At 71.2% G+C, this 23,350-nt stretch carries 22 protein-coding genes; 7 read left to right on the top strand and 15 right to left on the bottom strand.

Features of this window, described 5'->3' with window-relative positions; genetic code table 11:
• Positions 1-25 precede the first annotated feature (25 nt).
• Positions 26-2,701, bottom strand: coding sequence for a DNA mismatch repair protein MutS (gene mutS, locus BMW35_RS06810; protein WP_089668621.1), 2,676 nt, complete (start codon positions 2,699-2,701; stop codon positions 26-28).
• 146 nt (positions 2,702-2,847) lie between these two features.
• Between mutS (BMW35_RS06810) and BMW35_RS06805 the strand changes: the two genes are divergently transcribed.
• Positions 2,848-4,050 (top strand): hypothetical protein, encoded by a 1,203-nt coding sequence (locus tag BMW35_RS06805; RefSeq protein ID WP_089668620.1) that lies wholly within the window; start codon positions 2,848-2,850, stop codon positions 4,048-4,050.
• A gap of 4 nt (positions 4,051-4,054) precedes the next feature.
• Here the strand turns inward: BMW35_RS06805 and BMW35_RS06800 are convergent, their stop codons facing one another.
• The 6 genes from BMW35_RS06800 to BMW35_RS06775 form a co-directional block, all read right to left on the bottom strand.
• A complete protein-coding gene (locus BMW35_RS06800) occupies positions 4,055-5,068 on the bottom strand; it encodes an AIR synthase family protein (protein WP_089668619.1) in 1,014 nt (337 codons plus the stop codon).
• Positions 5,069-5,130: 62 nt separating this feature from the next.
• Positions 5,131-5,841, bottom strand: coding sequence for an ABC transporter ATP-binding protein (locus tag BMW35_RS06795; RefSeq protein ID WP_089668618.1), 711 nt, complete (start codon positions 5,839-5,841; stop codon positions 5,131-5,133).
• Positions 5,834-6,661: an ABC transporter ATP-binding protein gene (locus BMW35_RS06790; RefSeq protein WP_089668617.1), complete on the bottom strand. Its 828-nt coding sequence runs from the start codon at positions 6,659-6,661 to the stop codon at positions 5,834-5,836. Before BMW35_RS06790 ends, BMW35_RS06795 begins: the two co-directional genes overlap by 8 nt.
• Positions 6,654-7,799, bottom strand: coding sequence for a branched-chain amino acid ABC transporter permease (locus BMW35_RS06785; RefSeq protein ID WP_218138595.1), 1,146 nt, complete (start codon positions 7,797-7,799; stop codon positions 6,654-6,656). The genes BMW35_RS06790 and BMW35_RS06785 overlap by 8 nt, the downstream gene beginning before the upstream one ends.
• Positions 7,800-8,720 carry a branched-chain amino acid ABC transporter permease gene (locus BMW35_RS06780; RefSeq protein WP_218138622.1) on the bottom strand — a complete coding sequence of 307 codons (921 nt, stop codon included), beginning with the start codon at positions 8,718-8,720 and terminating at the stop codon, positions 7,800-7,802.
• Positions 8,721-8,816: 96 nt separating this feature from the next.
• Positions 8,817-10,052, bottom strand: a complete 1,236-nt coding sequence (locus BMW35_RS06775) for an ABC transporter substrate-binding protein (RefSeq protein ID WP_089668615.1) — start codon at positions 10,050-10,052, stop codon at positions 8,817-8,819.
• A 169-nt stretch (positions 10,053-10,221) separates the two neighbouring features.
• Here BMW35_RS06775 and psmA point away from each other — a divergent pair, with 169 nt between their 5' ends.
• Together psmA and BMW35_RS06765 are read left to right on the top strand one after the other, a co-directional pair.
• The gene (gene psmA / locus BMW35_RS06770) at positions 10,222-10,977 is read left to right on the top strand and encodes an archaeal proteasome endopeptidase complex subunit alpha (RefSeq protein ID WP_089668614.1); all 756 of its coding nucleotides are present in this window, start codon (positions 10,222-10,224) and stop codon (positions 10,975-10,977) included.
• A 99-nt stretch (positions 10,978-11,076) separates the two neighbouring features.
• Positions 11,077-11,409: a thioredoxin family protein gene (locus tag BMW35_RS06765; RefSeq protein WP_089668613.1), complete on the top strand. Its 333-nt coding sequence runs from the start codon at positions 11,077-11,079 to the stop codon at positions 11,407-11,409.
• 36 nt (positions 11,410-11,445) lie between these two features.
• Here the strand turns inward: BMW35_RS06765 and BMW35_RS06760 are convergent, their stop codons facing one another.
• The gene (locus BMW35_RS06760) at positions 11,446-12,135 is read right to left on the bottom strand and encodes a DNA-directed RNA polymerase subunit epsilon (protein ID WP_089668612.1); all 690 of its coding nucleotides are present in this window, start codon (positions 12,133-12,135) and stop codon (positions 11,446-11,448) included.
• 378 nt (positions 12,136-12,513) lie between these two features.
• Positions 12,514-13,134 carry a DsbA family oxidoreductase gene (locus BMW35_RS06755; RefSeq protein ID WP_089668611.1) on the bottom strand — a complete coding sequence of 207 codons (621 nt, stop codon included), beginning with the start codon at positions 13,132-13,134 and terminating at the stop codon, positions 12,514-12,516.
• A gap of 541 nt (positions 13,135-13,675) precedes the next feature.
• Between BMW35_RS06755 and nucS the strand changes: the two genes are divergently transcribed.
• A complete protein-coding gene (gene nucS, locus BMW35_RS06750; protein ID WP_089668610.1) occupies positions 13,676-14,395 on the top strand; it encodes an endonuclease NucS in 720 nt (239 codons plus the stop codon).
• A 28-nt stretch (positions 14,396-14,423) separates the two neighbouring features.
• Here nucS and BMW35_RS06745 read toward each other — a convergent pair whose 3' ends face one another.
• From BMW35_RS06745 to BMW35_RS06735, 3 genes are all read right to left on the bottom strand, one after another.
• Positions 14,424-14,870, bottom strand: coding sequence for an FxLYD domain-containing protein (locus tag BMW35_RS06745; protein ID WP_089668609.1), 447 nt, complete (start codon positions 14,868-14,870; stop codon positions 14,424-14,426).
• A gap of 277 nt (positions 14,871-15,147) precedes the next feature.
• Positions 15,148-17,781, bottom strand: coding sequence for a DNA mismatch repair protein MutS (mutS, locus tag BMW35_RS06740; protein ID WP_089668608.1), 2,634 nt, complete (start codon positions 17,779-17,781; stop codon positions 15,148-15,150).
• A 58-nt stretch (positions 17,782-17,839) separates the two neighbouring features.
• The gene (locus BMW35_RS06735; protein ID WP_089668607.1) at positions 17,840-18,274 is read right to left on the bottom strand and encodes a hypothetical protein; all 435 of its coding nucleotides are present in this window, start codon (positions 18,272-18,274) and stop codon (positions 17,840-17,842) included.
• A gap of 98 nt (positions 18,275-18,372) precedes the next feature.
• Between BMW35_RS06735 and BMW35_RS06730 the strand changes: the two genes are divergently transcribed.
• Both BMW35_RS06730 and BMW35_RS06725 read left to right on the top strand, forming a co-directional pair.
• Positions 18,373-19,353, top strand: coding sequence for a carbohydrate kinase family protein (locus tag BMW35_RS06730; protein ID WP_089668606.1), 981 nt, complete (start codon positions 18,373-18,375; stop codon positions 19,351-19,353).
• A 24-nt stretch (positions 19,354-19,377) separates the two neighbouring features.
• Positions 19,378-21,111 (top strand): DNA mismatch repair protein, encoded by a 1,734-nt coding sequence (locus BMW35_RS06725; protein ID WP_089668605.1) that lies wholly within the window; start codon positions 19,378-19,380, stop codon positions 21,109-21,111.
• A gap of 36 nt (positions 21,112-21,147) precedes the next feature.
• Here BMW35_RS06725 and BMW35_RS06720 read toward each other — a convergent pair whose 3' ends face one another.
• Entirely contained in the window at positions 21,148-21,807 is a 660-nt protein-coding gene (locus tag BMW35_RS06720; protein WP_089668604.1) for a DUF2306 domain-containing protein, read from the bottom strand.
• A gap of 105 nt (positions 21,808-21,912) precedes the next feature.
• On the opposite strand from BMW35_RS06720, the gene BMW35_RS06715 reads away from it, so the two are divergent.
• Positions 21,913-22,428 carry a CNNM domain-containing protein gene (locus tag BMW35_RS06715; RefSeq protein WP_089668603.1) on the top strand — a complete coding sequence of 172 codons (516 nt, stop codon included), beginning with the start codon at positions 21,913-21,915 and terminating at the stop codon, positions 22,426-22,428.
• Here BMW35_RS06715 and BMW35_RS15530 read toward each other — a convergent pair whose 3' ends face one another.
• The gene (locus BMW35_RS15530; protein ID WP_177170790.1) at positions 22,429-22,590 is read right to left on the bottom strand and encodes a DUF8014 family protein; all 162 of its coding nucleotides are present in this window, start codon (positions 22,588-22,590) and stop codon (positions 22,429-22,431) included. It lies immediately after the preceding gene.
• Positions 22,590-23,321, bottom strand: coding sequence for a bifunctional helix-turn-helix transcriptional regulator/GNAT family N-acetyltransferase (locus BMW35_RS06710; protein ID WP_177170863.1), 732 nt, complete (start codon positions 23,319-23,321; stop codon positions 22,590-22,592). Before BMW35_RS06710 ends, BMW35_RS15530 begins: the two co-directional genes overlap by 1 nt.
• Positions 23,322-23,350 lie beyond the last annotated feature (29 nt).

The raw sequence follows: 23,350 nt of genomic DNA, 5'->3' as shown, positions 1-23,350 counted from the left end.
TCGGGCGTCCCACGGGCGGCGCGAGCTACGAGTCGTCGTCCAGTCGCTGCTGCCAGTCCCGGACCCGCGAGAGCAGTTCGACCGGCGGCGTCTCCGTCACGTCCACGTTCCGGAGGGCGTCAAGCACGGCCTCGGAATCGGCGTCGAGGCTGTCCGACGCACTGTCGCCCGCGTCATCGTCCCTCCCAGCACCGTCATCGCCCGCCACGAACTCGCCGCTCCCGACGTCGAAGACGGCCTGCACCGACTCGCCCGCCGAGCCCTTCGCCTCGACGGCCTGCTCGTCGCGCAGCCGGTCGAGCACGTCCCGCGAGCGCTCCACGACAGGGTCCGGGACGCCCGCGAGGTCGGCGACGTGGACGCCGTACGACCGGTCGGTCGCGCCGTCCCGCACCGTCCGTAGGAACGTCACCTCGCCGTCCCGCTCCTCGGCTGCCACGTGGACGTTCGCCACGTCCGCGAGGTGGTCGGCGAGCGACGTGAGTTCGTGGTAGTGCGTGGCGAACAGGCTCTTCGCGCGGACCTCGTTGTGGAGGTACTCGGTCGCCGCCCACGCGATGCTGATGCCGTCGTAGGTCGCGGTGCCGCGGCCGACCTCGTCCAGAATCACGAGCGAGTCCCCGGTGGCGGCGTGGAGGATGCGGGACAGCTCCTGCATCTCCACCATGAACGTCGACCGGCCGCCCGCGAGCTCGTCGAGCGCGCCGACCCGGGTGTAGATGCCGTCCACGAGCCCGATTCTGGCGGACTCCGCCGGGACGAAGCTCCCGACCTGCGCGAGCAGGACGATCAACGCGACCTGCCGCATGTACGTCGACTTCCCGCTCATGTTCGGCCCGGTGACCACCTGGAAGCGCCGGCCCTCGCCGAACCGGGCGTCGTTCGGGACGAACTCGGTGGTCTGCTCGACGACCGGGTGGCGGCCAGCTTCCACGACGAGGGCGTCGCCGTCAACGAGGTCCGGCCGCACCCAGCGGTTCGCGGCGGCGTGCTCTGCGAAGCTCGCCAGCGCGTCGAGTTCGGCGAGCGCGCGGCCGGCGTCCTGCAGGAGCGCGGCCCGCGTCCCCACCCAGTCGCGGAGGTCCCCGAACAGCTCTCGTTCGAGGTCGGCGCGCTCGGCCTCCACGCGCAGAATCTCGCGCTCCCGGGACTCCAGTTCCTCGGTGGTGTACCGCGTGGAGTTCTTCAGCTGCTTGATTTCTCGGTACTCGCCGTCCTCGACGGGGACGGCGTTGGTCTCACTGTTCCCGACCTGCACGTAGTGGCCGTCGGTCTTGTTCCGGTCGACCTGGAGGTGGGTGACGCCCAGTCGGTCCTTCTCGCGGGCGGCGAGGCCGTCCATCCACTCGCGGTGCTCGCGGTACTCGGCCAGCAGTTCGTCCAGGTCGTCGTCGTAGCCCTCCCGGAGCAGCCCGCCCTCCGAGAGCGTCTTCGGCGGGTCCTCGGCGAGCGCGCCCGCCAGCTCCTCGCGGACGCCCGCCGCCGCCTCGCGGTCGACGCGCGCCAGCACGTCCCGAGCGGGCGACTCCGCGAGAGCGGGCGTCGTCGCGAGCGCGTCCGCCACTTCGGGTAGTACGGCGAGCGTGTCCCGAATCCGCAGCAGGTCGGTGGCGTCGGCGCGCCCGCTGGCCGCCCGGCTCGCCAGCCGTTCGAGGTCGTAGGCGTCCCCGAGTGCGTCCTGGAGGGCGTCACGGGCGAGCGCGGCGTCCGCCAGCGCGCCGACCGCGGCCTGCCGGCGCTCCAGTTCCGCGCGGTCCCGCGTCGGCCGCGTGAGCCAGGCTTGCAGCAGCCGGCCGCCCGCCGCGGACGCGGTGTGGTCGACGGTCGCCAGCAGCGAGCCGTCGCTGCCGCCCGTCATCGTCTCCGTCAGTTCGAGGTTGCGCTGCGTGGTCGCGTCCAGCTCGACGTGGTCGTCCGCGCCGAACGGCTGGATGCGCGTCAGCGACGCCAGCACGCCCGCGTCCGTGTCCTCGACGTAGCCGACGGCCGCGCCCGCCGCCCGAACCGTCGGGCCGTCGGCGTCGACGCCGAGGCTCTCGATTGCGCCGTCCCCGAACTGCCCGCGGACGGCGTGCGCGGCCCGTCCCGCGTCGAACGCGCCGGCGTCGTGCAGCGTCAGCGTCGCGTCCGTGCGCTCCCGCAGCACGCCGAGGAAGTCGTCGTCACCTCTGAGGTCGGGCCCGGGCAGCACCTCGGCCGGCGCGAACCGGTAGAGCTCGGTGACGGCCCCGGCCCGGCTGTCGGCGTCCGTCACGCGGAACTGGCCGGTCGTCACGTCCACGAACGCCAGCCCCCAGTCGCCGCCCTCGTCGCTGCTGCCGCCCCGGCTGCCGTCCTCACGCACGACGGCCGCGAGGTACCTGGCGTCGCCGTCAGTCGACTCCAGGAGCGTGCCCGGCGTCACGACGCGCTCGACCTCGCGCTCGATGTCGCCGTCGTCGTCCTCGGACTGCTCGGCGACGGCCACCCGGTAGCCGCGCTCCACGAGCGCCGCGAGGTACGGCGTCAGGTCGTCGACGGGCACGCCCGCCATCGGGTACGAGGAGCCGTGACTGGCCTTCTCGGAGACCTTGAGGTCCAGCGTCTCCGCGACGGTCCGGGCGTCCTCCGCGAAGAACTCGTAGAAGTCTCCCACCTGCATCGCCAGCAGGTCGGCGTCGCTGTCCTCCTTCAGGTCGAGGAACTCCTCGACTATCCCCACCGCGCTCCCGCCTCCGTTCGCGTCACGGTGGTCCGGTCGCGGCCGCGAGCAAGAAGGCTTGCGGTGTCCCGCGCTCGCGGCCCCGCGGGCTGCGCTCGGTGTCACTCACCGCAATCTGTTAGTGGCTGCTGGCCCGACTCGGAGGCGTGACCACCGCCCGACTGGCGCTCGCGCTCTGTCTCGTTCTCGCCGTCGCCGGCTGTGTCGCGCCGGCCGCGAACGCGCCGGGAGCGTCCCCGGCCGCGGACGGCTCCGACGCCACCACCACGACCACGGCGACGACGTCCACGCCGGGGGACGCCGGTGGTGCGCCCGAGCACGTCGTCGTGACCGGCGACCTCTCCGTGGACGCCAACGTCACGTTCGACCGGGTCGCGGCGCTGCTGGACGCCGACTACGCGCCCACCAGAGTCGTCGTGCAGGACCTCTCCAGTCGCCGGGCGGGCGGCTTCTCCGCGCTCCCGTTCTTCTCGGCGTTCGGTCTGTCCGGCTCCGGGGCGTCCGGCACCGGCACCGGCGTCGCGGGGCTCACGACACTCGACGCCACGGTCTACCTGTCACCGGCCGCCGCGGACTCGGCGCGCGTCGAACAGGTGCTCGCCCACGAGTTCGTCCACGTCGCGCAGGTGCGCCAGAACATGGTGCCGTGGTTCGGAGGGCGGGCCGGCGCGGTCGACAGCCTCGACGAGCAGTTCGCGCGCCGCGCGCTGGTCGAGGGCGGCGCAGTCTACGTGACTGACGCCTACACCCGGGCCCACCAGCCGGGGCTCGGGAGCCAGACCGACCAGATGGCGGCGGCGTACGCGAACGCCTCCGCCGCCAACCGGTTCGTCTACGGCCAGTACCGCTTCGGCGCACAGTACGCGAACGCGACCCTCGACGGCCCCGCGGACCTCCCCGACCTCTACGAGGACCCGCCGGAGACCACCGAGAACGTCCTCCACCCGGGGACGCGCGACGACCCGCTCGCCCTGAACGTCACCGTCGAGGCCGAGTCCGTCGACCGCGAGCGCTCCCAGACGCGCCGCGCCGGCGAACTGCTCGCTCGCGTCGTCCTCCGGCAGACCACGACTCGCTCGACGGCCCGCGAGGCGGCCGCCGGCTGGGGGACCGACCGCGTCCTCGCGTTCGCCACGCCGAACGGGTCGTCGGTCGCGTGGGTGACTCGGTGGGACACGCCCGCGGACGCCGACGAGTTCGCCGCCGCGGCGCGCACCCTCGGCGACCGGCAGACGGACAACACGTACAGAACCGAGCGCGTGACCGAGGACACCGTCGTCGTGTTCGCGGGCAGCGAGCAGTTCGTCGCGAACGCCGAGGCCTCGGGGAACGTGACGGTCGCGGCCTGACGCGCTACTCGCCGTACTGTTCTCGCGCCCGTTGGTACGCCGGCCACAGCGGGTCCGCCGTCGGCTCCGGCAGCGGGTCGCCGTCGACGGTGACGCCCGCGCCGGCTTCGACGACCCCGACCTCGGCAGCCGGAATCGCCGCCTCGTCGAGCGCCGCGAGCACGCTGTCGACGCTGTCGGGGGCGACGGCCGCAATCACGGTGCCCTCGCTGGACGCCGTCCACGGGTCCATTCCGAAGTGCTCGCAGACGGCGTCGACGCCCGGGAGGACGGGGACGGCGTCCCGGTCGACTGCGAGGCCGACCCCGCTGGCGGCGGCGAGTTCGTGGAAGCCGTTGGCGAGGCCGCGCTCGGTCGCGTCGTGCATCGCCGTCACGTCGCCGGCCGCCGCCATCGTCAGCGCGTCCCGGACGGGGCTGGCGTCCGCGAACCGCTCGCGGGCCGCGGCGGCCTCGGTCTCCGCGAGGGGGAGGTCGTCGCCGAACAGCACGCCCAGGAAGCCGGTGGTCTCGACGGCCGGCCCCTTCGTCACGACGACGCGGTCGCCGGGCCGCGCGCCCGTCGGCACCACGAGGTCGTCGGGGTCGCCCACGGCCAGCGCAGTCGCGCCGCCGACCGTCGGGAACGCACACCCCTCGTAGGTCCCAGTGTGGCCCGTGGTGAGGCTCGCGCCGAGGTCGCGGGCCTCCCGGTCGAACACGTCCCAGATTCGGTCGAAGGTCTCCGTGCTCGTGCCCGGCGGGAGGTTCAGGTCCACGGCGAGGTGCGCGGGCGGCAGCCCGGAGAGCGCCACGTCGCTGACGCAGATGTGGAACGCGAACCACGCCGCGCGTTCCAGGCCGAGTTCCCGCAGCACGAACACGGGGTCGGTGGCGAGCGCCACCACCCGGTCGCCGACGTCGACCACACCGAAGTCCGCGCCGTACGTCGGCCCCAGGCGGACGTCCGTTCGGTCCGCACCCGTGCGGTCGGCGATGTGCTCGTCGAAGAACGCGCCGCTGGCCTTCCCGTCGTCCATACCTCGGCTTGGCGGCCCGCCCACAAGTACCCCGGCGGACCGGCCGGGCGACGCTCGCCGACTCAGCCGCCGAGGTAGAGCTGCCCGACCTCGGGGTTGTCCAGCAGCGCGTCGGCGTCGTCCTCGAAGCGCACGGTGCCCTGGTCGAGGACGTAGCCGCGGTCGGCGATGCCCAGCCCCTCCACGGCGTTCTGCTCGACCATCATGATGGCCGTGCCGAGGTCGTTGACCGTCTGGACGTTCTCGAAGACGTCCTCGACGATGTTCGGCGCGAGGCCCGCCGACGGCTCGTCGATGAGCAGGACGTCGGGCTCGGTCATCAGCGCGCGAGCGAACGCCAGCACTTGGCGCTGGCCGCCCGAGAGCGTGCGGGCTTTCGCAGAGCGCTTGTCGTCGAGGATGTCGAAGCGGTCGTACAGCCGGTCGATGGTCTCGTCGACGCCGCCCTCGCGGGAGACGCCGCCCATGCGGAGGTTCTCCTCGACGGTCATCGACCCGAAGACGTTCTCCACCTGGGGGACGTAGCCCATCCCCATCCTGACGAGGTCGGCGGGCTCGGCACCCGTGATGTCCTCGTCGCGGAACGTCACCGACCCCGTCCAGGGCGTCAACAGCCCGAAGACGGTCTTCAGCACCGTCGACTTGCCGGCACCGTTCGGGCCGATGAGACAGATGATTTCCTCGGAATCGAGGCGCATCGAGAGGTCGTCGAGCACCTGTACGTCGCCGTACCCGGAGTCGACCGAGTCGACGTCGAGGACGCGCTCAGACATCTCCACCACCCCCGAGGTACGCCTCGACGACGCGGTCGTCGCTGCGCACCGCCTCCGGGGTGCCCTCCATCAGGACGGCACCCTGATTCAGTACCACAATCGGGTCGGCGAGGTCCATGATGAAGCCCATGTCGTGCTCGATGATGAGGAACGTGATGCCGTCCTCGTTGAGTTCCCGGATGATGGCTTTCAGCTTGTTCGCGAGCGTCGGATTCACGCCCGCGACCGGCTCGTCCAGCAACAGCACGTCGGGCTCGGCGAGCATCGCGCGTGCGAGCTCCACGAGCTTGAGCTGGCCGCCGGAGATGTCGGTCGCCGGCTGGTCGGCGAGGCGCGCAATCTCGAAGCGTTCGAGGAGTTCCTCGGCGCGTTCGAGGTTCCGGCGCTCCTCGGTTTCGACCGCGCCGGGCTGCGTGAACAGCGGGACGACGGACTCCCCGAGCTGGTTCTGCGGCCCGACGAGCATCGCCTCGCGCACCGTCATCCCCTCCAGTTTGCGGGGGGTCTGGAACGTCCGCACGAGCCCGTGTTCGGTCACCTCGTGGGGCTCCATGTCCGTCGTCTCCTCGCCGTTGACGAGCACTTTGCCGCCGTCCGGCTGGTAGAACCCCGACACGAGGTTGAAGAACGTCGACTTCCCCGCGCCGTTCGGGCCGATCATGCCCGTGATGGTGCCGCGCTCGACTTCCATCGTCACGTCGTCGGTGGCGGTGAGGCCCCCGAACGTCTTCCGGAGGTCCTCGGTGCGCAACACCGCGTCCCGGCCGCTCGACTGCGCCGTGGCCGGCTCGCTCGCCGGGTCGGCGTCTGGCTCACTCATCGGCCTCACCCCCGCGGGCACCTGGCCAGATGAGTTCGTCCCGGGGCGGCAACACGCCCTGCGGCCGGAACCGTATCACGGCGATGATGAGCAGGCCGACCGCGAACAGCCGCCAGGACGCACCGATGCCCAGCGACCGCGTCCCCTCGACGATAGTGACGATGACGACGCCGCCGAGCAGCGCGCCCCGGTTGGAGCCGCTGCCCCCGAGGATGACCGCAATCCACGCGTAGAACGTGTAGATGGGGTCGAAGATGTCGGGCGTGAGGTAGTAGTTCGAGTACGCGTAGTAGACGCCGGCGAGCATCGCGACGACGCTCCCGAGGACGAACGCCTGCATCCGGAACGCGTACGTGTTCTTCCCGAGCGCCTCGGCGAGGTCCTCGTCGCTGCGGATGGTGCGCAGCACGCGCCCCCACGGCGACCGGTGCATGCGGCGCAACACGAGGAACGACCCGAGGACGAACGCACCGACGATTGCGGCGTTCAGCAGGCTGTTCCAGAACTGGAAGCCCAGCGTGTAGAAGCCGACATCGACGGTACCGATGTCGCGGGGGAGCGTCTCGAGCACGGGCACCCCGTCGAAGAACAGGGGGATGCCGCCGACGCCGCTCGTGCCGCCCGTCCAGTCCGCCTGGTTCCGGAAGACGAGTCGCACGACCTCCGCGAGGCCGAGGCTGGCGATGGCGAGGTAGTCCTCGCGCAGACTCAGCGTCGGGATGCCGATGGCGAGCGCGAGCACGACGGTCACGATGACGGCGACGAAGACGCCCGCAATCGGCGGGACCGAGTCCGTGATGGGGGACCGGGTCGCCGACAGCAACACGGGGACGTACGCGCCGATGCCGAAGAACGCGGCGACGCTGAAGTTGATGAGGCCCGCGTACCCCCACTGGACGTTCAAACCCAGCGAGAGCAGGGCGTACATGCCCGCCAGCGACACGAGGAAGACGAGGTACGCCGGCGAGATGAGGCCGACCATCGCGCCGCCGAGCAGGCCGAGCGCCGCAACCGCCAGCACGACGTTCGTGGCGGTCTCGATGCGCTCCTGACTGGTGTCCTCGCCGCCCTCGAAGGCGGAGCGAGTGCTGTCGTCGTCGGCTGGGTCGGCTCCGTTCTCGCCGTGGTCGTCGGCCATCTACGACACCCCCTCCCCGGCGATGCCGGTCGGCCGAACGAGCAGCACGAGCACCATGATGACGAACGCGATGGCGTTGGCGTACGCCGGCTCGATGGGGAGCCCGACGTCCGACAGCACCGGCGTCAGCTTGTTCACCATCCCGATGACGACGCCGCCGAGCATCGCGCCGTAGACGCTGCCGATGCCGCCGAGGATGACGGCGGCGAACACGACCAGCAGGAGATTGAACCCCATGCGGGGGCTGAGCTGGTTGTACAGCCCGAGGAACACGCCGCCAGCGCCAGCGAGCCCCGCGCCGATGACCCACATCGAGGTGATGACGCGCTCGGTGCGGATGCCCGAGACTTTCGCGAGCGCCTCGTTGTCGGCGGTCGCGCGCATCGTCCGGCCGAGCGTCGTGTACTGGAGGACGACGTGCAGCGCGGCGACGAGTACGGACGCGACGAGCACGATTGCGACCTCGTGCTCCGTGAGCGTGATGCCGGTGAGGTCCTCTATCCAGGGAATCGGCCGGAGCGTGGGCACGTCGTACACCGTGTAGCCCGTGCCGAACTGAATCTGGATGAGCGCCCGGTAGACGAACGCCACGCCGATGCTCGTGATGAGCAGGCCGATGGAGTCCGTGTCCAGCGGCTCGTAGATGAGGTAGTGGGTGGCGACGGCGACGACTGCGGCGACGGCGATGCCCGCCAGCAGCGCCGCGTAGAACCCCAGCGGGAGCGCGAACAGCGTCGGACCGGCGGTGCCGATGGCTCCGAGCGTGACGAGGCCGGCGTACGCGCCGACCGTCATCGTGTCGCCGTGCGCGAAGTTCGCGAAGTCCGCGATGGAGTACACGAGCGACAGGCCGATGCCGCCGAGCACGATGATGGCCGAGAACACGACGCCGTTCGCGAGGTAGTTCAGTAGCTGTGGCAGGTAGTCGAGTCCGCCCTGTGCGATGCCCGGTGCGAGCGCACCGGCGACGACTCCGCTCCAGGTGGCGACGAGACTGGCGAGCATGAGCGTGTGGGGCTACTCGCCCGTGACGAAGTCCGTCGACTCGTACTCGTGGTCCTGGACGGTGAGGACCTGGAGGTACGCCACCGGGTCGCCGTTCTCGTCGAAGTCGATGGGGCCGCTGACGCCCTGGTAGTCCACGTCGGTGGCGCTCCCGCCGTCCGAGAGAATCTCGCTGGCGGCCTCGAAGGAGGTCACCGTCTCGCCCTCCGGCCGCGTGACGTCCCGCACCACGTCGCCGAGCGCCGACCCCGTGAAGTCGTCGGCGGCCTGGATGGTGAGGGCGGCCGTCACCACGCAGTCGTAGGCGTACGCCGCCCACGCGGTCGGCGAGCGGTCGTACTCGCTCTCGAACTCCGAGGCGAACGACTGGTAGTTCTCCTGGTCGAGGGCGGCCGACGGCACCACGACCTTCATGCCGTCGAGGCTGCCGTCTGGCGTGTTCGCGAGGACGTCCGAGCCCTGGACGGAGTCGGCACCGTACCAGGTCGCCTGTTCGTTGACGCCGCTGCTGTACGCCTCCTGGGTCATCGTCGTGAACTCGGGCTGGTATGTGATGAACAGCCAGGAGTCCGCGTCCGTGTTCGCCATCTGGCTGACGACGTTGCTGTACGAGGACTGGCCCTGGTCGTGCGAGGAGTTGTAGACGACCTCGCCGTCGTAGGCGTCGACGAACGCGTCCTTGATGCCGGAGCCGTAGTCGTTGTTGATCCACGTGATGGCGACTGACTCGCCGCCGTCCTCGGTGATGATGTCGGCGAGCGCCGTCGACTGCGTGCGCCCGGTCGGCGACATCCGGAGGAGCCCGGGGTAGTCGGTGAGCTGCGGGCTCGTGGAGTTCTGGGAGAGCTGGACGACGTCCGTGCTCTGGACGACGCTCTGGTAGATCGCGAGGCTCACGCCCGAGCCCACTGCCCCGATGAGGAACGGAACTTCCTGCTGGTTGACGAGCTGCTGGGCTGCGCTGACGCCCGTCTGTTGCTGGCTCTGGGAGTCCTGAACACTGATGGAGAGTTCGCGGCCGCCGATGCCGACGTCGTTGACGGCCGACAGCGCGAGCTCGCGGCCGCGCTGGTTGCGCTCCCCGAACGCGGACAGCGACCCGGTCTGGGAGTCGACCATTCCGATCTGGTACGGTCCGCTGTCGCCGCTCCCCCCGAGGTCGACGCAGCCCGCCGTCGCGATGATGCCTGCCGCACCCGTGCCCTTCAGTACGTCCCGCCTGCTCAGTCCCTTGGTTCCGTTTGTCATGGTAACAATGCTACATCGGATGTACACCCATATACGGCTTGCCCCTCCCTCGGGGGGTTTCCTCGAGGACGTGTCAGACCGGTTGGGGTGGCGGCGGTCGACCGCCCGCGTCACTGCCGAATGTCAAAGCCCTTTACGTCGGGGGGTACAACAGGGCGGCAAGGAAACCATGCAGGGTCAGAACCAGCAGCAGGCCTACGACCGGGGAATCACCATCTTCTCCCCCGACGGCCGGCTCTACCAGGTGGAGTACGCCCGCGAAGCGGTCAAGCGAGGGACGGCGAGCATCGGCGTCCGCACCCCCGAGGGCGTCGTCCTCGTCGTGGACAAGCGCACCCGCTCCCCGCTTCTGGAGGGCTCCAGCGTCGAGAAGCTGCACAAGGTCGACGACCACGTCGGTGCCGCCAGCGCCGGCCACGTCGCCGACGCCCGCCAGCTCATCGACTTCGCGCGCCAGCAGTCGCAGGTCGAGCGCGTGCGCTACGACGAGCCCATCGGCGTCCGCACGCTCACGAAGGAAGTCACCGACCACATCCAGCAGTACACGCAGGTCGGCGGCGCGCGCCCGTTCGGCGTCGCGCTCCTCGTCGCGGGCGTCGAGGACGGCGAACCCCGCCTCTTCGAGACGGACCCGTCCGGCACCTCCAACGAGTGGAAGGCCGTCGCCATCGGCTCGAACCGCGGCGACATCCAGGAGTTCCTCGAGGACGAGTACGAGACCGACCTGGACGTCGACGGCGGCATCGACCTCGCGCTGCGCGCCCTGAACGAGGGCCGTGACGGCGCGCTCCAGGGCGAGGGCGTCGGCGTCGCCGTCGTGGACGCCGAGACCGGGACGTACCGCGAACTCGAAGCCGAGGAGTCCCAGTCCTACATCGACGACATCGAGGCCGTCGAGACGGACGACGAAGAGACCGAGGAGTAACGCACCCCGACGCCGGGCGTCGCGGCGGCCGGCAGCCGGGTTGCGGCGGTGTCGACCCGCGAACCAGTCCTTTTGCGTCTCCGTCGCCTACCCAGTCCCGTGAGCGAACAGCACCAGCGACCGATGCGCGTGGCGGGCGGCGAGGAACTCGACGACGTGCTCGCCGACCACGACCGCGTGCTCGTGGAGTTCTACACGAAGGGCTGCACGCTGTGTCAGTCCATCGAGCCCGTGCTCGGGAACGTCGCCAGAGAGACGGGCGTTCCCGTAGCGATGGTGAACCCCGGCGAGGACATCGACCTGGTGGACGAGTGGAACGTCCGGAGCGTCCCGACGCTCGTCCTCGTCGAAGACGGTGTGGAGGTCGCGCGGCTCGCCGACGGCTTCCAGGGTGGGCAGGCGATCGAGGACTTCATCGCCGAGCACACGTAGTCCGAGCGCGCCGGCGGCGGAGAACAGCCGCGGGTCCTACTCCTCGGAGAGCGACGGCAGGTGCGGGTCGCGGTTGGTGTTCCGGCCGTACGCCGGCAGCCTGTCGTCCAGTTGGTCGGTGAGCACGCGCCGCAGCCGGTTCAGGCTCGTCTGGTCGAGTTCGTAGCGGTCGGCGAGCCGGCGGAACGTCGGCTCGTCCGTGACGTCGTGGCGCTTGTACCGCTCGAACAGCTCCTCCATGCGGCCCTGCGTGAGTTCCGCGCCGTCGAGGTCGTCGAGCCCGAAGTACTCGCGCCGGTCGACGTCGACGACGTGCCGGACAGCGACGAGCGCGACCTTCTCGATGGCGCGCTGGCTGCCGAACGCCGTCAAATCTATCTCGTCCATCACGCCGAGCGCCACGTCTCGCTGCCACGGCGTCACGCCGATGGCGTTACACAGGGCTTGCGTGGTGCGCAGCCGGTCGAGGCGGTGGGCGCGCTCGCTGTGGCCGTCGGTGGCGTGGTGGCGTTCGTCGTGCAGCCGCCGCACGCTCTCCGAGACGTCGGCGTCCGGGGACTCCGCGCGCCCGATGACGGTGGCGCTCGGGGAGACGACGCCCCACTGGCGGACCGTCGAGTCGCGGCGGGCTTCCGCGCGGGAGAGCGACCCCGAGCCCGTGCGGGTGTCGACCTCCCGCTCGTCGCCGTCGTCCCACCGGATGGCGGAGCCGGCGTCTGCTGGCATACGCCCAGTTCCGTGCTTCCACCGAATAAACCCTCGGCCCGGCGACGCCGCTACTGGGCGTCGCTATCCGGAGAATCCTCGCTCGTGTCTACTGCTTGTCGCCAGAATCACTTAAACGGCTGCCGGCCGAGCGCGGGACACTGACACCGAAACGACCCAGACACGTGTGCAGTCACTCCGAGCCGACAGCCGTGGCTGCGAGACGAGATTACTACCAGAACACCGCACGCCACCGCTCGTATCTACTGCTTGTCGCCAGAACCACTTAAAGAACGGCGGGCCGGACCGTCCCCAGAGCCCCGCCGCGCGCTCGCCGCTGCCGGTGTCGGCTTCCTCCGAGCCGGTGCCCACGAGTTCCTCGACGAAACGTAGCCGCGTTCAGACGCCCTCGACCAGTCGTTCGAGCTGGGCCGGGGGCACGGCACCGCGGGCCCCGTGGCCGTCGTAGACGAACGTCGGCACGCCCGTGATGCCGAACTCGCGGGCGTCGGCGAACTCGTCGCGCAGGCGGTCCCGCCAGTCCTCGTCGTCGACGACCTCGCGAATCTCCTCGCCGTCGAGGCCGACATCCGCTGCGAGGTCGGCGAGCACGTCGCGGTCGCCGATGTCGCGTTCGTCCTCCCAGAGCGCCGTGAAGACGGCCTCGTCGAACGCGAGCCACTGCTCGGGGTACTCCTCGCGGACGTACAGCGACGCCACCTGCGCGAGGAAGCCGTCGACGTCACCGACGAGGTCGGTGCTCATCTCGTCGGCGTCGTACTCGTCGCGCAGCCGTTCGACGTTCTTCCGAGCTTCCTCGTAGTACTCCTCGTCCTTCCCGGAGTCGACGCTGTCGTCGAGCGTGCCGTCCGGGCGGCGCTGGCGGCTCCGCAGGTCGAAGGGCTGCCAGTCGATGTCGAGGGCCTCCTCCCGGGTCGCCTGATAGTCGTTCAGGGACTGCCGGCCGAGGTAACAGAACGGACAGACGTAGTCCGAGTAGATGGTGATGGTGTCGCTCACGCTCGCGGCTACGGTAGCCCGACAAAAGAGCGCGCCGTCTCCGGGGGTGCGTGCCGATAGCAGTCGCTTCCGGGTAGTCTTCCGCAGAACGCGGCGTCACGCCGCTCGTATCTACTGCTTGTCGCCAGAACCACTTAAACGAATGTGGGATATTAGACGTGTCTGGCAGCCGCTGGCCGACGCTACGAGGCGAGTCTTCTGCAGAACACCGCACGTCGCCGCTCGTATCTACTGCTTGTCGCCAGAGGAAGTTAAAGCACGTCGGCGAAACACGTTCGGGGGAACACCCACGGGACGGCCGTCACAACCAGCGATACGTGGCGAGTAGCCGCGCCGACGCGGGCGACTCGTGCCACCCGCCCCGCCGGCGTCCGCTCGACGGCGGCACGCCTCCGACAGCCTGGTGCCGGGGCCGCGTCTCGTCTCTCTCCCGCCGCCACCGGGCCGCTACCCGCCACGGCCGCGCTCGCGACACCCGTTCCCTCGCGGCCGCCGTGCGCACACCCGGTCGCTTTTGCGCGCCGCCACCCAACCGGCGGCCGTGACGCGCACGCTCGCCGACCCGAGCCTCGACGCCGCCGCCGACTTCGCCAGCGACGCGGCCGGCGACGGCCTCGCGGTCTCGCTGGTCGGCACCTGCGAGGCGACGTTCTCGGGGCGGGCGGAGCGCCGACTCCCCGGTGGCGTCCGCCAGCTACTCTGGAAGCCCGACGACACCCTGCTCGTCCACGGCGCGTCGGGTCGCGACCCCGACGCCTGGGCCTCCGGGGCGGCTGTCGCCGTTGCGGTCGAACGTGCCAGCGGGCACGCGAGCGACGACCACCTCGTCGTCGAAACCGACGGCGGCGCGGCGGACGCGCTCCGCGTCCAGTTCTCCGCGGTTCACGCCGCGACGGCCTTCGACCCCGCGAGTGCGGACGCCACCGTCTCGGGCACCGAATCCGACCTCAAGGAGCGCGTGCTCGCCGACCCAGACCTCGTCGAACCCGGCTTCCGGCCGCTCGCCACCGAGCGCGAGACGCCCGCGGGGCGCGTCGATGTCTACGGCCGGGACGCCGACGGGAACGTCGCCGCCGTGGAACTGAAGAACGTCCGCGCCGGCCCGTCGGCGGCCTCACAACTGGAGCGGTACGTGACGGCGCTCCGCCGGGACCTCCACGCGGACGCGACGGTGCGCGGCGTGCTGGTCGCGCCCGGGGTGACGGAGAAGACCCGACGGCTGCTCGCCGAGAGCGGCCTGACGTTCTCCGAGGTCTCGTGACGCGGGCTGGTCCCAGTAGCGGCCGCGCCTACTCGCCCCCGTCGGCGTAGTTGGCGGTCGCCGTCACTGCGTAGCGCGCGATTTCGAAGCTCGGGTCCTCCTCGAACGTCGCCGCCCACTGCCAGGTGTCGCCGGCCTCGAGTCGGCCGCGGTCCGTCTGCACGGTCGCCGAGTCGGCGATGTCGTCCTCGGCCGCGTCGTCGTCCCAGAGACTCACCTCGACGGTGGCGTCCGAGAACGCCCGGTCGCCGTCGTTCGTCGCGTCGCCCGCCACGACGACCCCCTTCTCGCCGGCGCGCTGGAACACCAGGTTCGCCAGCAGCAGGACGTCTGACTCCTGCTGGGTCACCGGCCCGACGGCGTCCGCGGCCGGCGCTGGGTTCTCGGGCGCGTTCCGGACGACAGTCGTCGAGACGTCCACGTCGCCACCGTCGCTGTCACTCGTCCCGGTGCAGCCCGCGAGTCCTGCGCTCACCGCCGCGAGACTCGTCGTCCGAAGGAACGTTCGTCGGTTCATGGTGTCTTGGTTGTGGTTGTGCGCTGGCCGCGTCCGCGGGTGTCCTGCCGCGAGTGCGGCGACACTACCCGCCGAAGTGTCGTCGCCGGCTGTCGGCCCGCCAGCGACCCGGAGTCCGGAGTAGTGGTGTCGGCGGCGAACCCGAAAAAGCCGGGCGTCGCTTTCGTCCCGTATGGCGGGTCAAATCGGTGGTAGGGACGCCATACTGGCGTCTCGTTGTCTCCTGTGCGGTCGCTCAGATATCTCGCTTCAGGTCGTTGAGGACGTTCAGCGCCTCCACTGGCGTCAACTCCGCGACGTTCACGTCGGCCAGCCGCTCGGCCAGGTCGCTCGACGCCGCTCCGTCGTCGCTGGTCGCGGCCTCGCTGCGCTCGCTCGCAGTGTCCTCTTCGGCCGCCGGCTCCGGGGCGTCGAGGAGTTCGCGGGCGCGCTCGACCACGTCGTCGGGGACGCCAGCCGTCCGAGCGACCTCCACGCCGTAGGACGCCGTCGCGGCACCCTCGCTGACCTCGTGTTCGAACGTGACGCCCTCCGGCGTCCTGGTCGCCGCGAAGTGGAGGTTCACGGCGTCCGGGAGCCGCTCGGCGTCCGCGGTGAGTTCGTGGTGGTGGGTGGCGAACAGCGTCGTCGCGCCGACCTCGTCGTGGACGTGCTCGGTGACGGCGCGCGCGATGGCGAGGCCGTCGGTCGTCGACGTCCCTCGTCCCACTTCGTCCAGCAGGACCAGCGAGTCGTCGGTGGCGGCCCGCAGAATCGACGCCAACTCGGTCATCTCCACCATGAACGTCGACCGGCCGCCCGCGATGTCGTCGCTCGCGCCGACGCGCGTGAAGATGCGGTCGACGACTCGGAGGCGGGCGTCGGCAGCCGGGACGAAGCTCCCGGCCTGCGCGAGCAGCACTATCAGGGCGACCTGCCGCATGTACGTTGACTTCCCGCTCATGTTCGGGCCCGTGACGACCGCGACGCGGCGGTCGTCGGTCAGGTCCGTGTCGTTCGGCACGAACCCGGGTTCGGTGCGCTCGACGACCGGGTGGCGGCCGCCCTCGACGTGGATGCCGTCGCCGCCCACCTCGGGCCGGGCGTAGTCGTGGGCGGCGGCGACCGTTGCGAACGACGCGAGTGCGTCCAGCGCAGCGAGTGCCCGGGCCACGTTCTGCATCCGCTCGGCCTCGGCCGCGACGCGGTCCCGGACCTCGCAGAACAGGTCGTATTCGAGGTCCTGGGCGCGCTGTTCGGCGCGCACGATTTCCTCCTCGCGCTCTTTGAGTTCGGGCGTGACGTACCGCTCGGCGTTCTTCAGGGTCTGGCGGCGCTGGTAGTCGTCGGGGACCGCGTCGGTGTTGGCCTTCGTCACCTCGATGTAGTAGCCGTGGACGGCGTTGTTCCCGACTTTCAGCGAGTCGACGCCCGTGCGCTCGCGCTCGCTGGCTTCGAGGTCGTCGACCCACGCCTTCCCCGACCGCTCGGTCTCGCGGAGGGCGTCGAGGTCGTCGTCGTAGCCGTCCCGGATGACGCCGCCCTCCGTGAGTTCCTGGGGCGGGTCCGGGACGATGGCCGAGTCCAGCAGGTCCCGAATCTCCGGGAGGTCGTCCAGTTCGGCACGCAGGTCCCGGAGCTTCTCGCAGTCGGCATTGGAGAGGAGGCCCCGCACTTCGGGCACCACGTCCAGAGTGTCTTTGAGCGAGCGCAGGTCCCGGGCGTTCGCCCGGCCCCGCGAAACCCGGGACACCAGCCGCTCGATGTCGTAGACGTTCCGCAGGTGCTCGTGGAGTTCCTCCCGCGTGAGCGGGTCGCCGACGAGTTCGCCGACGGCGTCGTGGCGCGCCTCGATGGCCTCGCGGTCGACCAGCGGCCGTCGCAGCCAGTCGGTGAGTTCGCGGCGACCGAGCGCGCACGCTGTCTCGTCCAGCACGTCCACGAGCGCCGTTCCGTTCGCGCCGTGGACGCTGCGCTGCTCGAACAGTTCGAGGCTGCGCAGCGCGACGGCGTCCAGCTGGAGGTACTCCCGCGGGTCGTAGCGCGTGACGTGATTCAGGTACTCTAGGCGCTGGTGCCCCTCTCCGCCCCGCGTGTACTCGGCGTACGACAGCAGCGCGCCGCAGGCCCGTACTTCGGCGTCGGCGGCGAGCGCGTCCACGCTCCCGAAGTAGGAGGCGACGCGCTCCCGGGCGCTGGCGTGCTCGAAGGCGCTGTCGTCGTACTCGGCGACAAACGCCTCGTCCGCGAAGCGGTCCGGCGCGACCCCCGGCCCGACGACGAGTTCGGCGGGCGCGAACCGGCCGAGTTCGTCCCGCACCCGGGTCTCGTCGTCGAGGCTCGTCGCGTAACAGTCGCCCGTCGAGACGTCCAGCAGCGCGAGTCCGAAGCCGCCGCCCGTGTACTCGCGGCTGTCGCCGCTCGTTCGTTCGGTGGCGCGTCGCTCCACCTGGTCGGAGGCCAGCGCCGCGACGAAGTTGTTGTCCGCGCCCGCGAGCAGTTCGTCCTCCGTGATGGTGCCCGGCGTGACGATGCGAGTCACCGCGCGGTCGACGACCCCCGAGACCTCGTCGGGGTCCTCGACCTGGTCGGCGACCGCCACCCGGTAGCCGGCGTCCAGCAGGTCCTCGATGTACGGCTCGGCGTTGTCGATGGGGACGCCAGCCATCGGGTAGCGCCCCGTCGAGTCCTCACGGGCGGTCAGCGTCACCTCACAGATGCGGGCGGCCGCCTCGGCGGCCTCGCAGAACAGCTCGTAGAAGTCCCCCACCTGGAAGAGGACGAGGGCGTCGTCGTAGCGCCGCGTGAGCTCGAAGTACTGGCTCATCATCGGCGTCAGGTCGCCCTCGCTGTCGGCCATCGCCTCGGGGGGGCCGAGCGCCGCGTCCATGCCCGACGGGAACGAGACGCCGGCTGTTATGCTCACCGATTCCGGGGACAGCGACCCCTCAGAGCAGGCCGGCGAGCACGAGCAGCGCGACGCTCACGACGCCGGCGGCCCCGAACCACGGGGTCGCGTCGTCGGCGGCCGCGGCCACGTCGACGCCGTCGGCGGTGAGCCGACTCGTCGCGACGTGCGCCAGCCCGGCCAGCACCAGCCACAGGCCGGTCATGCCGAGGACGAGGTGGCCCCGCGAGGACTCCGCGAGCACCTCGAACGTGTAGAGGTTCCCGGCGAGGTGGCCGCCGGACAGGAACATCACGAGGACGCTCGCGACGCTGAGTTTCGTGAAGCGGTCGGCGATCCACTCGACGGGCGCGGCGTCGAGGACGCCGCTGCGCGCGGCCGGGACGACGAACAGCGCGACGGCGAGGGTGCTCCCGGTCCACGCGGCACCGAACACCGCGTGGACGACGCGAGCGGCAGTGACATCGAGGCTCATCGGCTCAGCGTTGGCGGACCACGGGAAATAACGCGTCGGTCTCGGGCGGCCGCTCGCACCAGCGGAAGACTAAGTACCCGGATGCCGTCGGCGGAGGCGTGCGAACCGACCGAATCCTCGTCGCCGGCGAGACGCTCGTCGACCTGTTCCCGGACGGCGACGGCGACCTTGCCGACGTCGCGGGGTTCGTCCACCGGCCCGGCGGCGCGCCCGCGAACGTCGCCGCCTGCCTCGCCGCGCTCGGCGGCCCGCCGGCGTTCTGGACGCGACTCGGCAGCGACCCGTTCGGCGACTTCCTCGCCGACGCCCTCACCGACCACGGCCTCCCCGACGACCTCGTCGTCCGGGGGGACGCGCCGACCGCGCTCGCCGTCGTCTCCCCGACGCCGGACGGCGACCGGTCGTTCTCCTTCTACGAGCGCGACACCGCCACGCTCGCGTTCGACACGGGGACTGTTCCCGACAGCGCGCTCGCCGAGTTCGACTGTGTGCACGTCGGCGGCGTCGCGCTCGCAAATCCCACGGGCCGCGAGGCGACCCTCGACCTCGCTCGCCGCGCGGACGAGGCCGGCTGCGTCGTCTCCGTCGACCCGAACTACCGGCCGGCGCTCTGGCGGGACCCGGACGAGGCGACCGACGCGCTCGGGTCGCTCCTCGCCGCCGCCGACGTGGTGTGCTGTAGCGCCGCCGACCTCGCGCCGCTCGGTCTCGGGGAACTCGCGCGCCACGACCCCGGAGCCGCAGCCGCCGACCTGCTCGCCGGCAGCCCGTCGACGGTGTTCCTCACGCGCGGGTCGGCAGGCGCGACGGTCGTCTCCGACGCCACCGACAGCGGCGAGCGCGTCACGCACTCGCTGCCCGCCTTCGACGTGGACGTGACCGACACGACTGGCGCTGGCGACGCCTTCTGCGCCGGCGCGCTCTCGCGGTTCGAACCCGGACTGTCTCCCGCCGAACTGCGCGAGACGCTGGCGTTCGCGTCCGCCACCGGCGCGCTCGCGACCACCGAGACCGGCGGGCTGGGCGCGGTTCCCGACCGGACCGCGGTGCGGCGGCTCGCAGAGACCACTAACGCTTAGTCGCCGCCCCGCCGACCCCGCTGTATGCGACTCGAAGCGTACTGGGGGGTCGGCCCGAAGACGGCCGAGCGCCTGGAGACCGAGCTGGGGACCGCCGACGCCGTCGACGCCATCGAGTCCGCCGACGTCCGCGCGCTCGTCGACGCCGGCATCTCGCGGGGGCGGGCGACGCGCATTCTGCGGCGCGCGAACGGCGGCGCGGGGCTGGACGCGCTCGCGACCGACGACACCCGCGAGGTGTACAAGGACCTCGTCGAACTCGTCGCCGCCCACGCCGTCACGCGCCACGCCGGCGACCGTATCCGGGTGCTCACGCCGCTGACCGACCGCGACGAGATGACCGAGCGACTGGACCGCGTGGAGGCGGCCCGCGACACCTGGCGGGGCCTCGGAGAGGACACCAGAGCGTCCGTGCTGTCGGTGTTCGCCGAACACGACGGCGACAGCCGGCGGGCGGCCGTGCGGACGGCGCTCGCGCTGCGGGACGCCGGCGCGACCGACGGCGTCTTCGCGTCCGTCGCGGGCCTCGACCGCGAGGCGCTGGAGGCGGCCGCCGACGCGCTCCGTTTCCTCGGCGACGACGGTGTCAGGGCGGGCGCGGACGCGAAACTCGACCGACTCCGGGAGCGCGCGGAGACGCTCTCTGCGCTCGAACGCGACACCTTCGACGTGCTCGAAGCCGTGCGCTCGGAGGGCGTCGAGGGGACCGAGGAGTTCCGGACCGCGTTCGTCCAGTACGTCGCCGACGAGGCCAGCGTCGAGTCGCGCCTCGTCCGGGAGGCGATGTCTGCCGACGCCGCGGACGCCGCGGACTTCGTGAGTACGACCCTGCGGGACCTCGCCGACGACGTCCGGGAGCGCGCCGCGGACCGCGAGCGCGACGTGGCGGCCGACCTGCGGGGCGACCTCTCCGCGGCCCGCGACGAGGTCGAGGCCGCGGTCGACGCCGTCAGTGACCTGGCCTTCCACCTCTCGCTGGCGCGGTTCGCCGAGGCCCACGACCTCACGCGCCCCGAGTTCGTCGACGGGGACGCGCTCGCCGTCGAGGACGCCCGGAACGTCGCCCTCGAAGCGGACGGCGAGGACGTCCAGCCGGTGACGTACGCCGTCGGCGACCACGAACTGGCGGGCGCGCCCTCTGGCGACCGGGTGACGGTGCTGACGGGCGCGAACTCCGGCGGGAAGACGACGCTGCTGGAGACGCTCTGTCAGGTCGCTTTGCTCGCTCGGATGGGGCTCCCGGTGCCCGCCGCGCGCGCCCAGGTCGGCCGCATCGACTCGGTGGTGTTCCACCGCCGCCACGCCTCGTTCAACGCCGGCGTGCTGGAGGCCACGCTGAACTCGGTCGTCCCGCCGCTGTCGACCGGCGAGCGCACGCTGATGCTCGTCGACGAGTTCGAGGCCATCACCGAGCCCGGCAGCGCCGCCGACCTCCTCCACGGCCTCGTCACGCTCACCGTCGACGAAGACGCCCTCGGCGTGTTCGTCACGCACCTCGCCGACGACCTCGAACCGCTGCCCGACGCCGCCCGCCTCGACGGCATCTTCGCGGAGGGGCTGGACAGCGACCTCGACCTGCTCGTCGACTACCAGCCGCGCTTCGACACCGTCGGGAAGTCCACGCCGGAGTTCATCGTCTCCCGGCTGGTGGCGGACGCCGACGACCGCGCCGAGCGCGCCGGCTTCCGCACGCTCGCGGCCGCCGTCGGCGAGGAAGCCGTCCAGCGCACGCTCGCCGACGCCGAGTGGTCGGAGTAACGCGTTCCCCGTACCAGCGGTCCGGTGGCTCTCTCCTCACACGCGGCCGGCGAGCGGCCCCGCGTCCCCGTACACCGCCTGCCAGTACCAGATGAGCGGCACGCCGACGACCGTCGGCGACAGCCACGCCAGCACGTCCGGAACCGGTCCGGCGTTCACGACGGCGACGGCGGTCACGGTCGCGATGTAGCCGGCGACCATCCGCGAGAGGTGGCTGACGAGCCACGGCCCGTCGGTGTCCGCGCGGAACGCCCGCAGGTCGGCCGCGCCGACGAGCGCACCGATGGTGCCGAACACCGCCATCACGACGCCGAACGAGTCGCCGTCGGCGAGCAGGCAGACGCCCCAGACACCGAGCGCGAGACACGCCGCCAGCACCGCTCCGGAACCGGCCCAGTCGACGGCGGTCGGGCCGTCTCCGGGGCGCTTCCGGGCGAGCGCCCGATAGCCGGACAGCACGAAGTAGCCGCTGAACACCGCGACGAGCAGGAGGAACGCCCGGAACGTCGTCGGGTCGACAGCGAACAGCGGCACCACCGTCGCGACGACGACGGCCATCGAGCCGACGTAGACGCGACCGACCCGGACGTGCCGCCGTCCGCCCTTCTCGGTGGCGAGCGCCAGCCCGCCGGCAATCAGCGCGAGCACGCCGGCCGCGACGTGCGTCCAGAGCGCGGCCGTCTCGACGGCCTCCATGCCGACAGGCGGGGACGGGCAGGAGAAAAGTGTTCGTGCCGGCGCGGCCCACGCAGCACCCGCGCCGACCCACGGCTTTTCCGCCTGCCCGCCGTCGACCGCGCTATGGTCGATGCCACCGTACTATCGTCGCTCGCCGGCGTCGCCGTGCTGCTGGCGGTGTCTGCGTTCTTCTCCAGCACGGAGATTGCGCTGTTCTCGCTGTCCGACGACCGTATCGCCGAACTCGCGGGCGGCGACGTCCGGGGAGAGGACCTCGCTGACCTCCGCGCGGACCCACACAGGCTGCTGGTGACCATCCTCGTCGGGAACAACGTCGTGAACATCGCGATATCGAGCATCCTCACCGTGCTCCTGGTTGCGTACCTCCCGCCGCAGTTGGCGGTCGCCGGGACGACGCTCGCGGCGACGACGCTGGTGCTCGTCTGCGGGGAGATTCTCCCGAAGTCCTGGGGGCTCGCAAACGCCGAGTCGTGGGCGCTCCGCGTCGCGAAGCCGATGCGCTACGTCGGCCTGCTGCTGTGGCCGCTGACCGTCGTCTTCGACACCCTGACTCGCGGGCTCTCCGGCGCGACCGGCGGCAGCCCCGACATCGAGCGCGAACTGCTCGACGACGAGTAGCTACGGCCACTCCGCGTCGGCGTCCTCGATGGGCGCTGCGACGACGCCCTCGCGCTGGGCGAGGCTGCGAGCGTGCGGGAGGCAGACGTCTCTGTCGTCGCCTCGCGGGTCGTGCACCCGGACGGCCGCCGGCCGCCGGCAGCCGTCCTCCGCGCAGTCCATCAGAGCCGGCGAGCCATCATCACCTCGTCCACGTAGTCGTCGCCGAGGCGGTAGTGGTCCGCGCGCCGCGCTTCGACCTCCCAGCCGCGCGCTTCGAGGAACGCGATGGCGTCCTCGTTGGTCGACGGCGCGCTGTTGTACAGCTTCTCGTAGCCGCGGCCCTGCGCCCACTCCAGACCGCGTTCGAGGAGGTGGCTGCCGATGCCGTGGCCGCGGTACGTCTCGATGACGCCGACCGTGAGCTTCGCTGTGTGCGCGAGTTTCTCCAGTTCGGAGCCGGCGAGGTGGACCCACCCGACCACGTCCTCGCCGACGGTGGCGACGAAGAACATGCGCTCCTCGACCTCGTTGTGCCGCAGCAGCACGTCCTCGTGGTCGACGACGTCGGCGACCGACTCCGCCTCGATGTAGCTGCCGTCGTCGGCGACCTGACGAATCGCCCCCACCAGCCCGGCGAGGTCGGACTGGCGGGCGGGCCGGACGACGAACTCGACGTCGTCCGCGCGGTGTTCCTCGGCCGCCGCGTCGTCGAACGCGACGGCGACGGTGTCGTCCTCGACTGTGAGGTAGCCGTCGCGTCGCAGGATTGCGACGTGGTGTCTGATGCCTCGCGGGTCGATTCTGAGACTCGACTCGAGGTCGTCGAACGAACACTCGCCGTGGCGCTCTACGTAGTTGTACACCTGCTCGCGGTCGTCGTGGCCGAACTCCAGGCGGCGCTCGGTATCCATCATAATTGTTCATACAAAACGCGAGTACT

It is taken from the genome of Halobacterium jilantaiense (assembly GCF_900110535.1).
Taxonomy (GTDB): domain Archaea; phylum Halobacteriota; class Halobacteria; order Halobacteriales; family Halobacteriaceae; genus Halobacterium; species Halobacterium jilantaiense.
The sequence above is the reverse complement of the archived record's forward strand: the minus strand, read 5'-3'. Positions and strand labels throughout refer to the sequence as shown.

What these genes read in the sequence shown, in the direction of transcription:
- BMW35_RS06800 (WP_089668619.1), bottom strand. Translation starts at nt 5,068, where the DNA reads ATGGACGACGGGAAGGCCAGCGGCGCGTTCTTCGACGAGCACATCGCC.
- BMW35_RS06795 (WP_089668618.1), bottom strand. Translation starts at nt 5,841, where the DNA reads ATGTCTGAGCGCGTCCTCGACGTCGACTCGGTCGACTCCGGGTACGGC.
- BMW35_RS06790 (WP_089668617.1), bottom strand. Translation starts at nt 6,661, where the DNA reads ATGAGTGAGCCAGACGCCGACCCGGCGAGCGAGCCGGCCACGGCGCAG.
- BMW35_RS06785 (WP_218138595.1), bottom strand. Translation starts at nt 7,799, where the DNA reads ATGGCCGACGACCACGGCGAGAACGGAGCCGACCCAGCCGACGACGAC.
- BMW35_RS06775 (WP_089668615.1), bottom strand. Translation starts at nt 10,052, where the DNA reads ATGACAAACGGAACCAAGGGACTGAGCAGGCGGGACGTACTGAAGGGC.
- psmA (WP_089668614.1), top strand. Translation starts at nt 10,222, where the DNA reads ATGCAGGGTCAGAACCAGCAGCAGGCCTACGACCGGGGAATCACCATC.
- BMW35_RS06760 (WP_089668612.1), bottom strand. Translation starts at nt 12,135, where the DNA reads ATGCCAGCAGACGCCGGCTCCGCCATCCGGTGGGACGACGGCGACGAG.
- mutS (WP_089668608.1), bottom strand. Translation starts at nt 17,781, where the DNA reads ATGGACGCGGCGCTCGGCCCCCCCGAGGCGATGGCCGACAGCGAGGGC.
- BMW35_RS06735 (WP_089668607.1), bottom strand. Translation starts at nt 18,274, where the DNA reads ATGAGCCTCGATGTCACTGCCGCTCGCGTCGTCCACGCGGTGTTCGGT.
- BMW35_RS06725 (WP_089668605.1), top strand. Translation starts at nt 19,378, where the DNA reads ATGCGACTCGAAGCGTACTGGGGGGTCGGCCCGAAGACGGCCGAGCGC.
- BMW35_RS06720 (WP_089668604.1), bottom strand. Translation starts at nt 21,807, where the DNA reads ATGGAGGCCGTCGAGACGGCCGCGCTCTGGACGCACGTCGCGGCCGGC.
- BMW35_RS06715 (WP_089668603.1), top strand. Translation starts at nt 21,913, where the DNA reads ATGGTCGATGCCACCGTACTATCGTCGCTCGCCGGCGTCGCCGTGCTG.
- BMW35_RS15530 (WP_177170790.1), bottom strand. Translation starts at nt 22,590, where the DNA reads ATGGACTGCGCGGAGGACGGCTGCCGGCGGCCGGCGGCCGTCCGGGTG.
- BMW35_RS06710 (WP_177170863.1), bottom strand. Translation starts at nt 23,321, where the DNA reads ATGGATACCGAGCGCCGCCTGGAGTTCGGCCACGACGACCGCGAGCAG.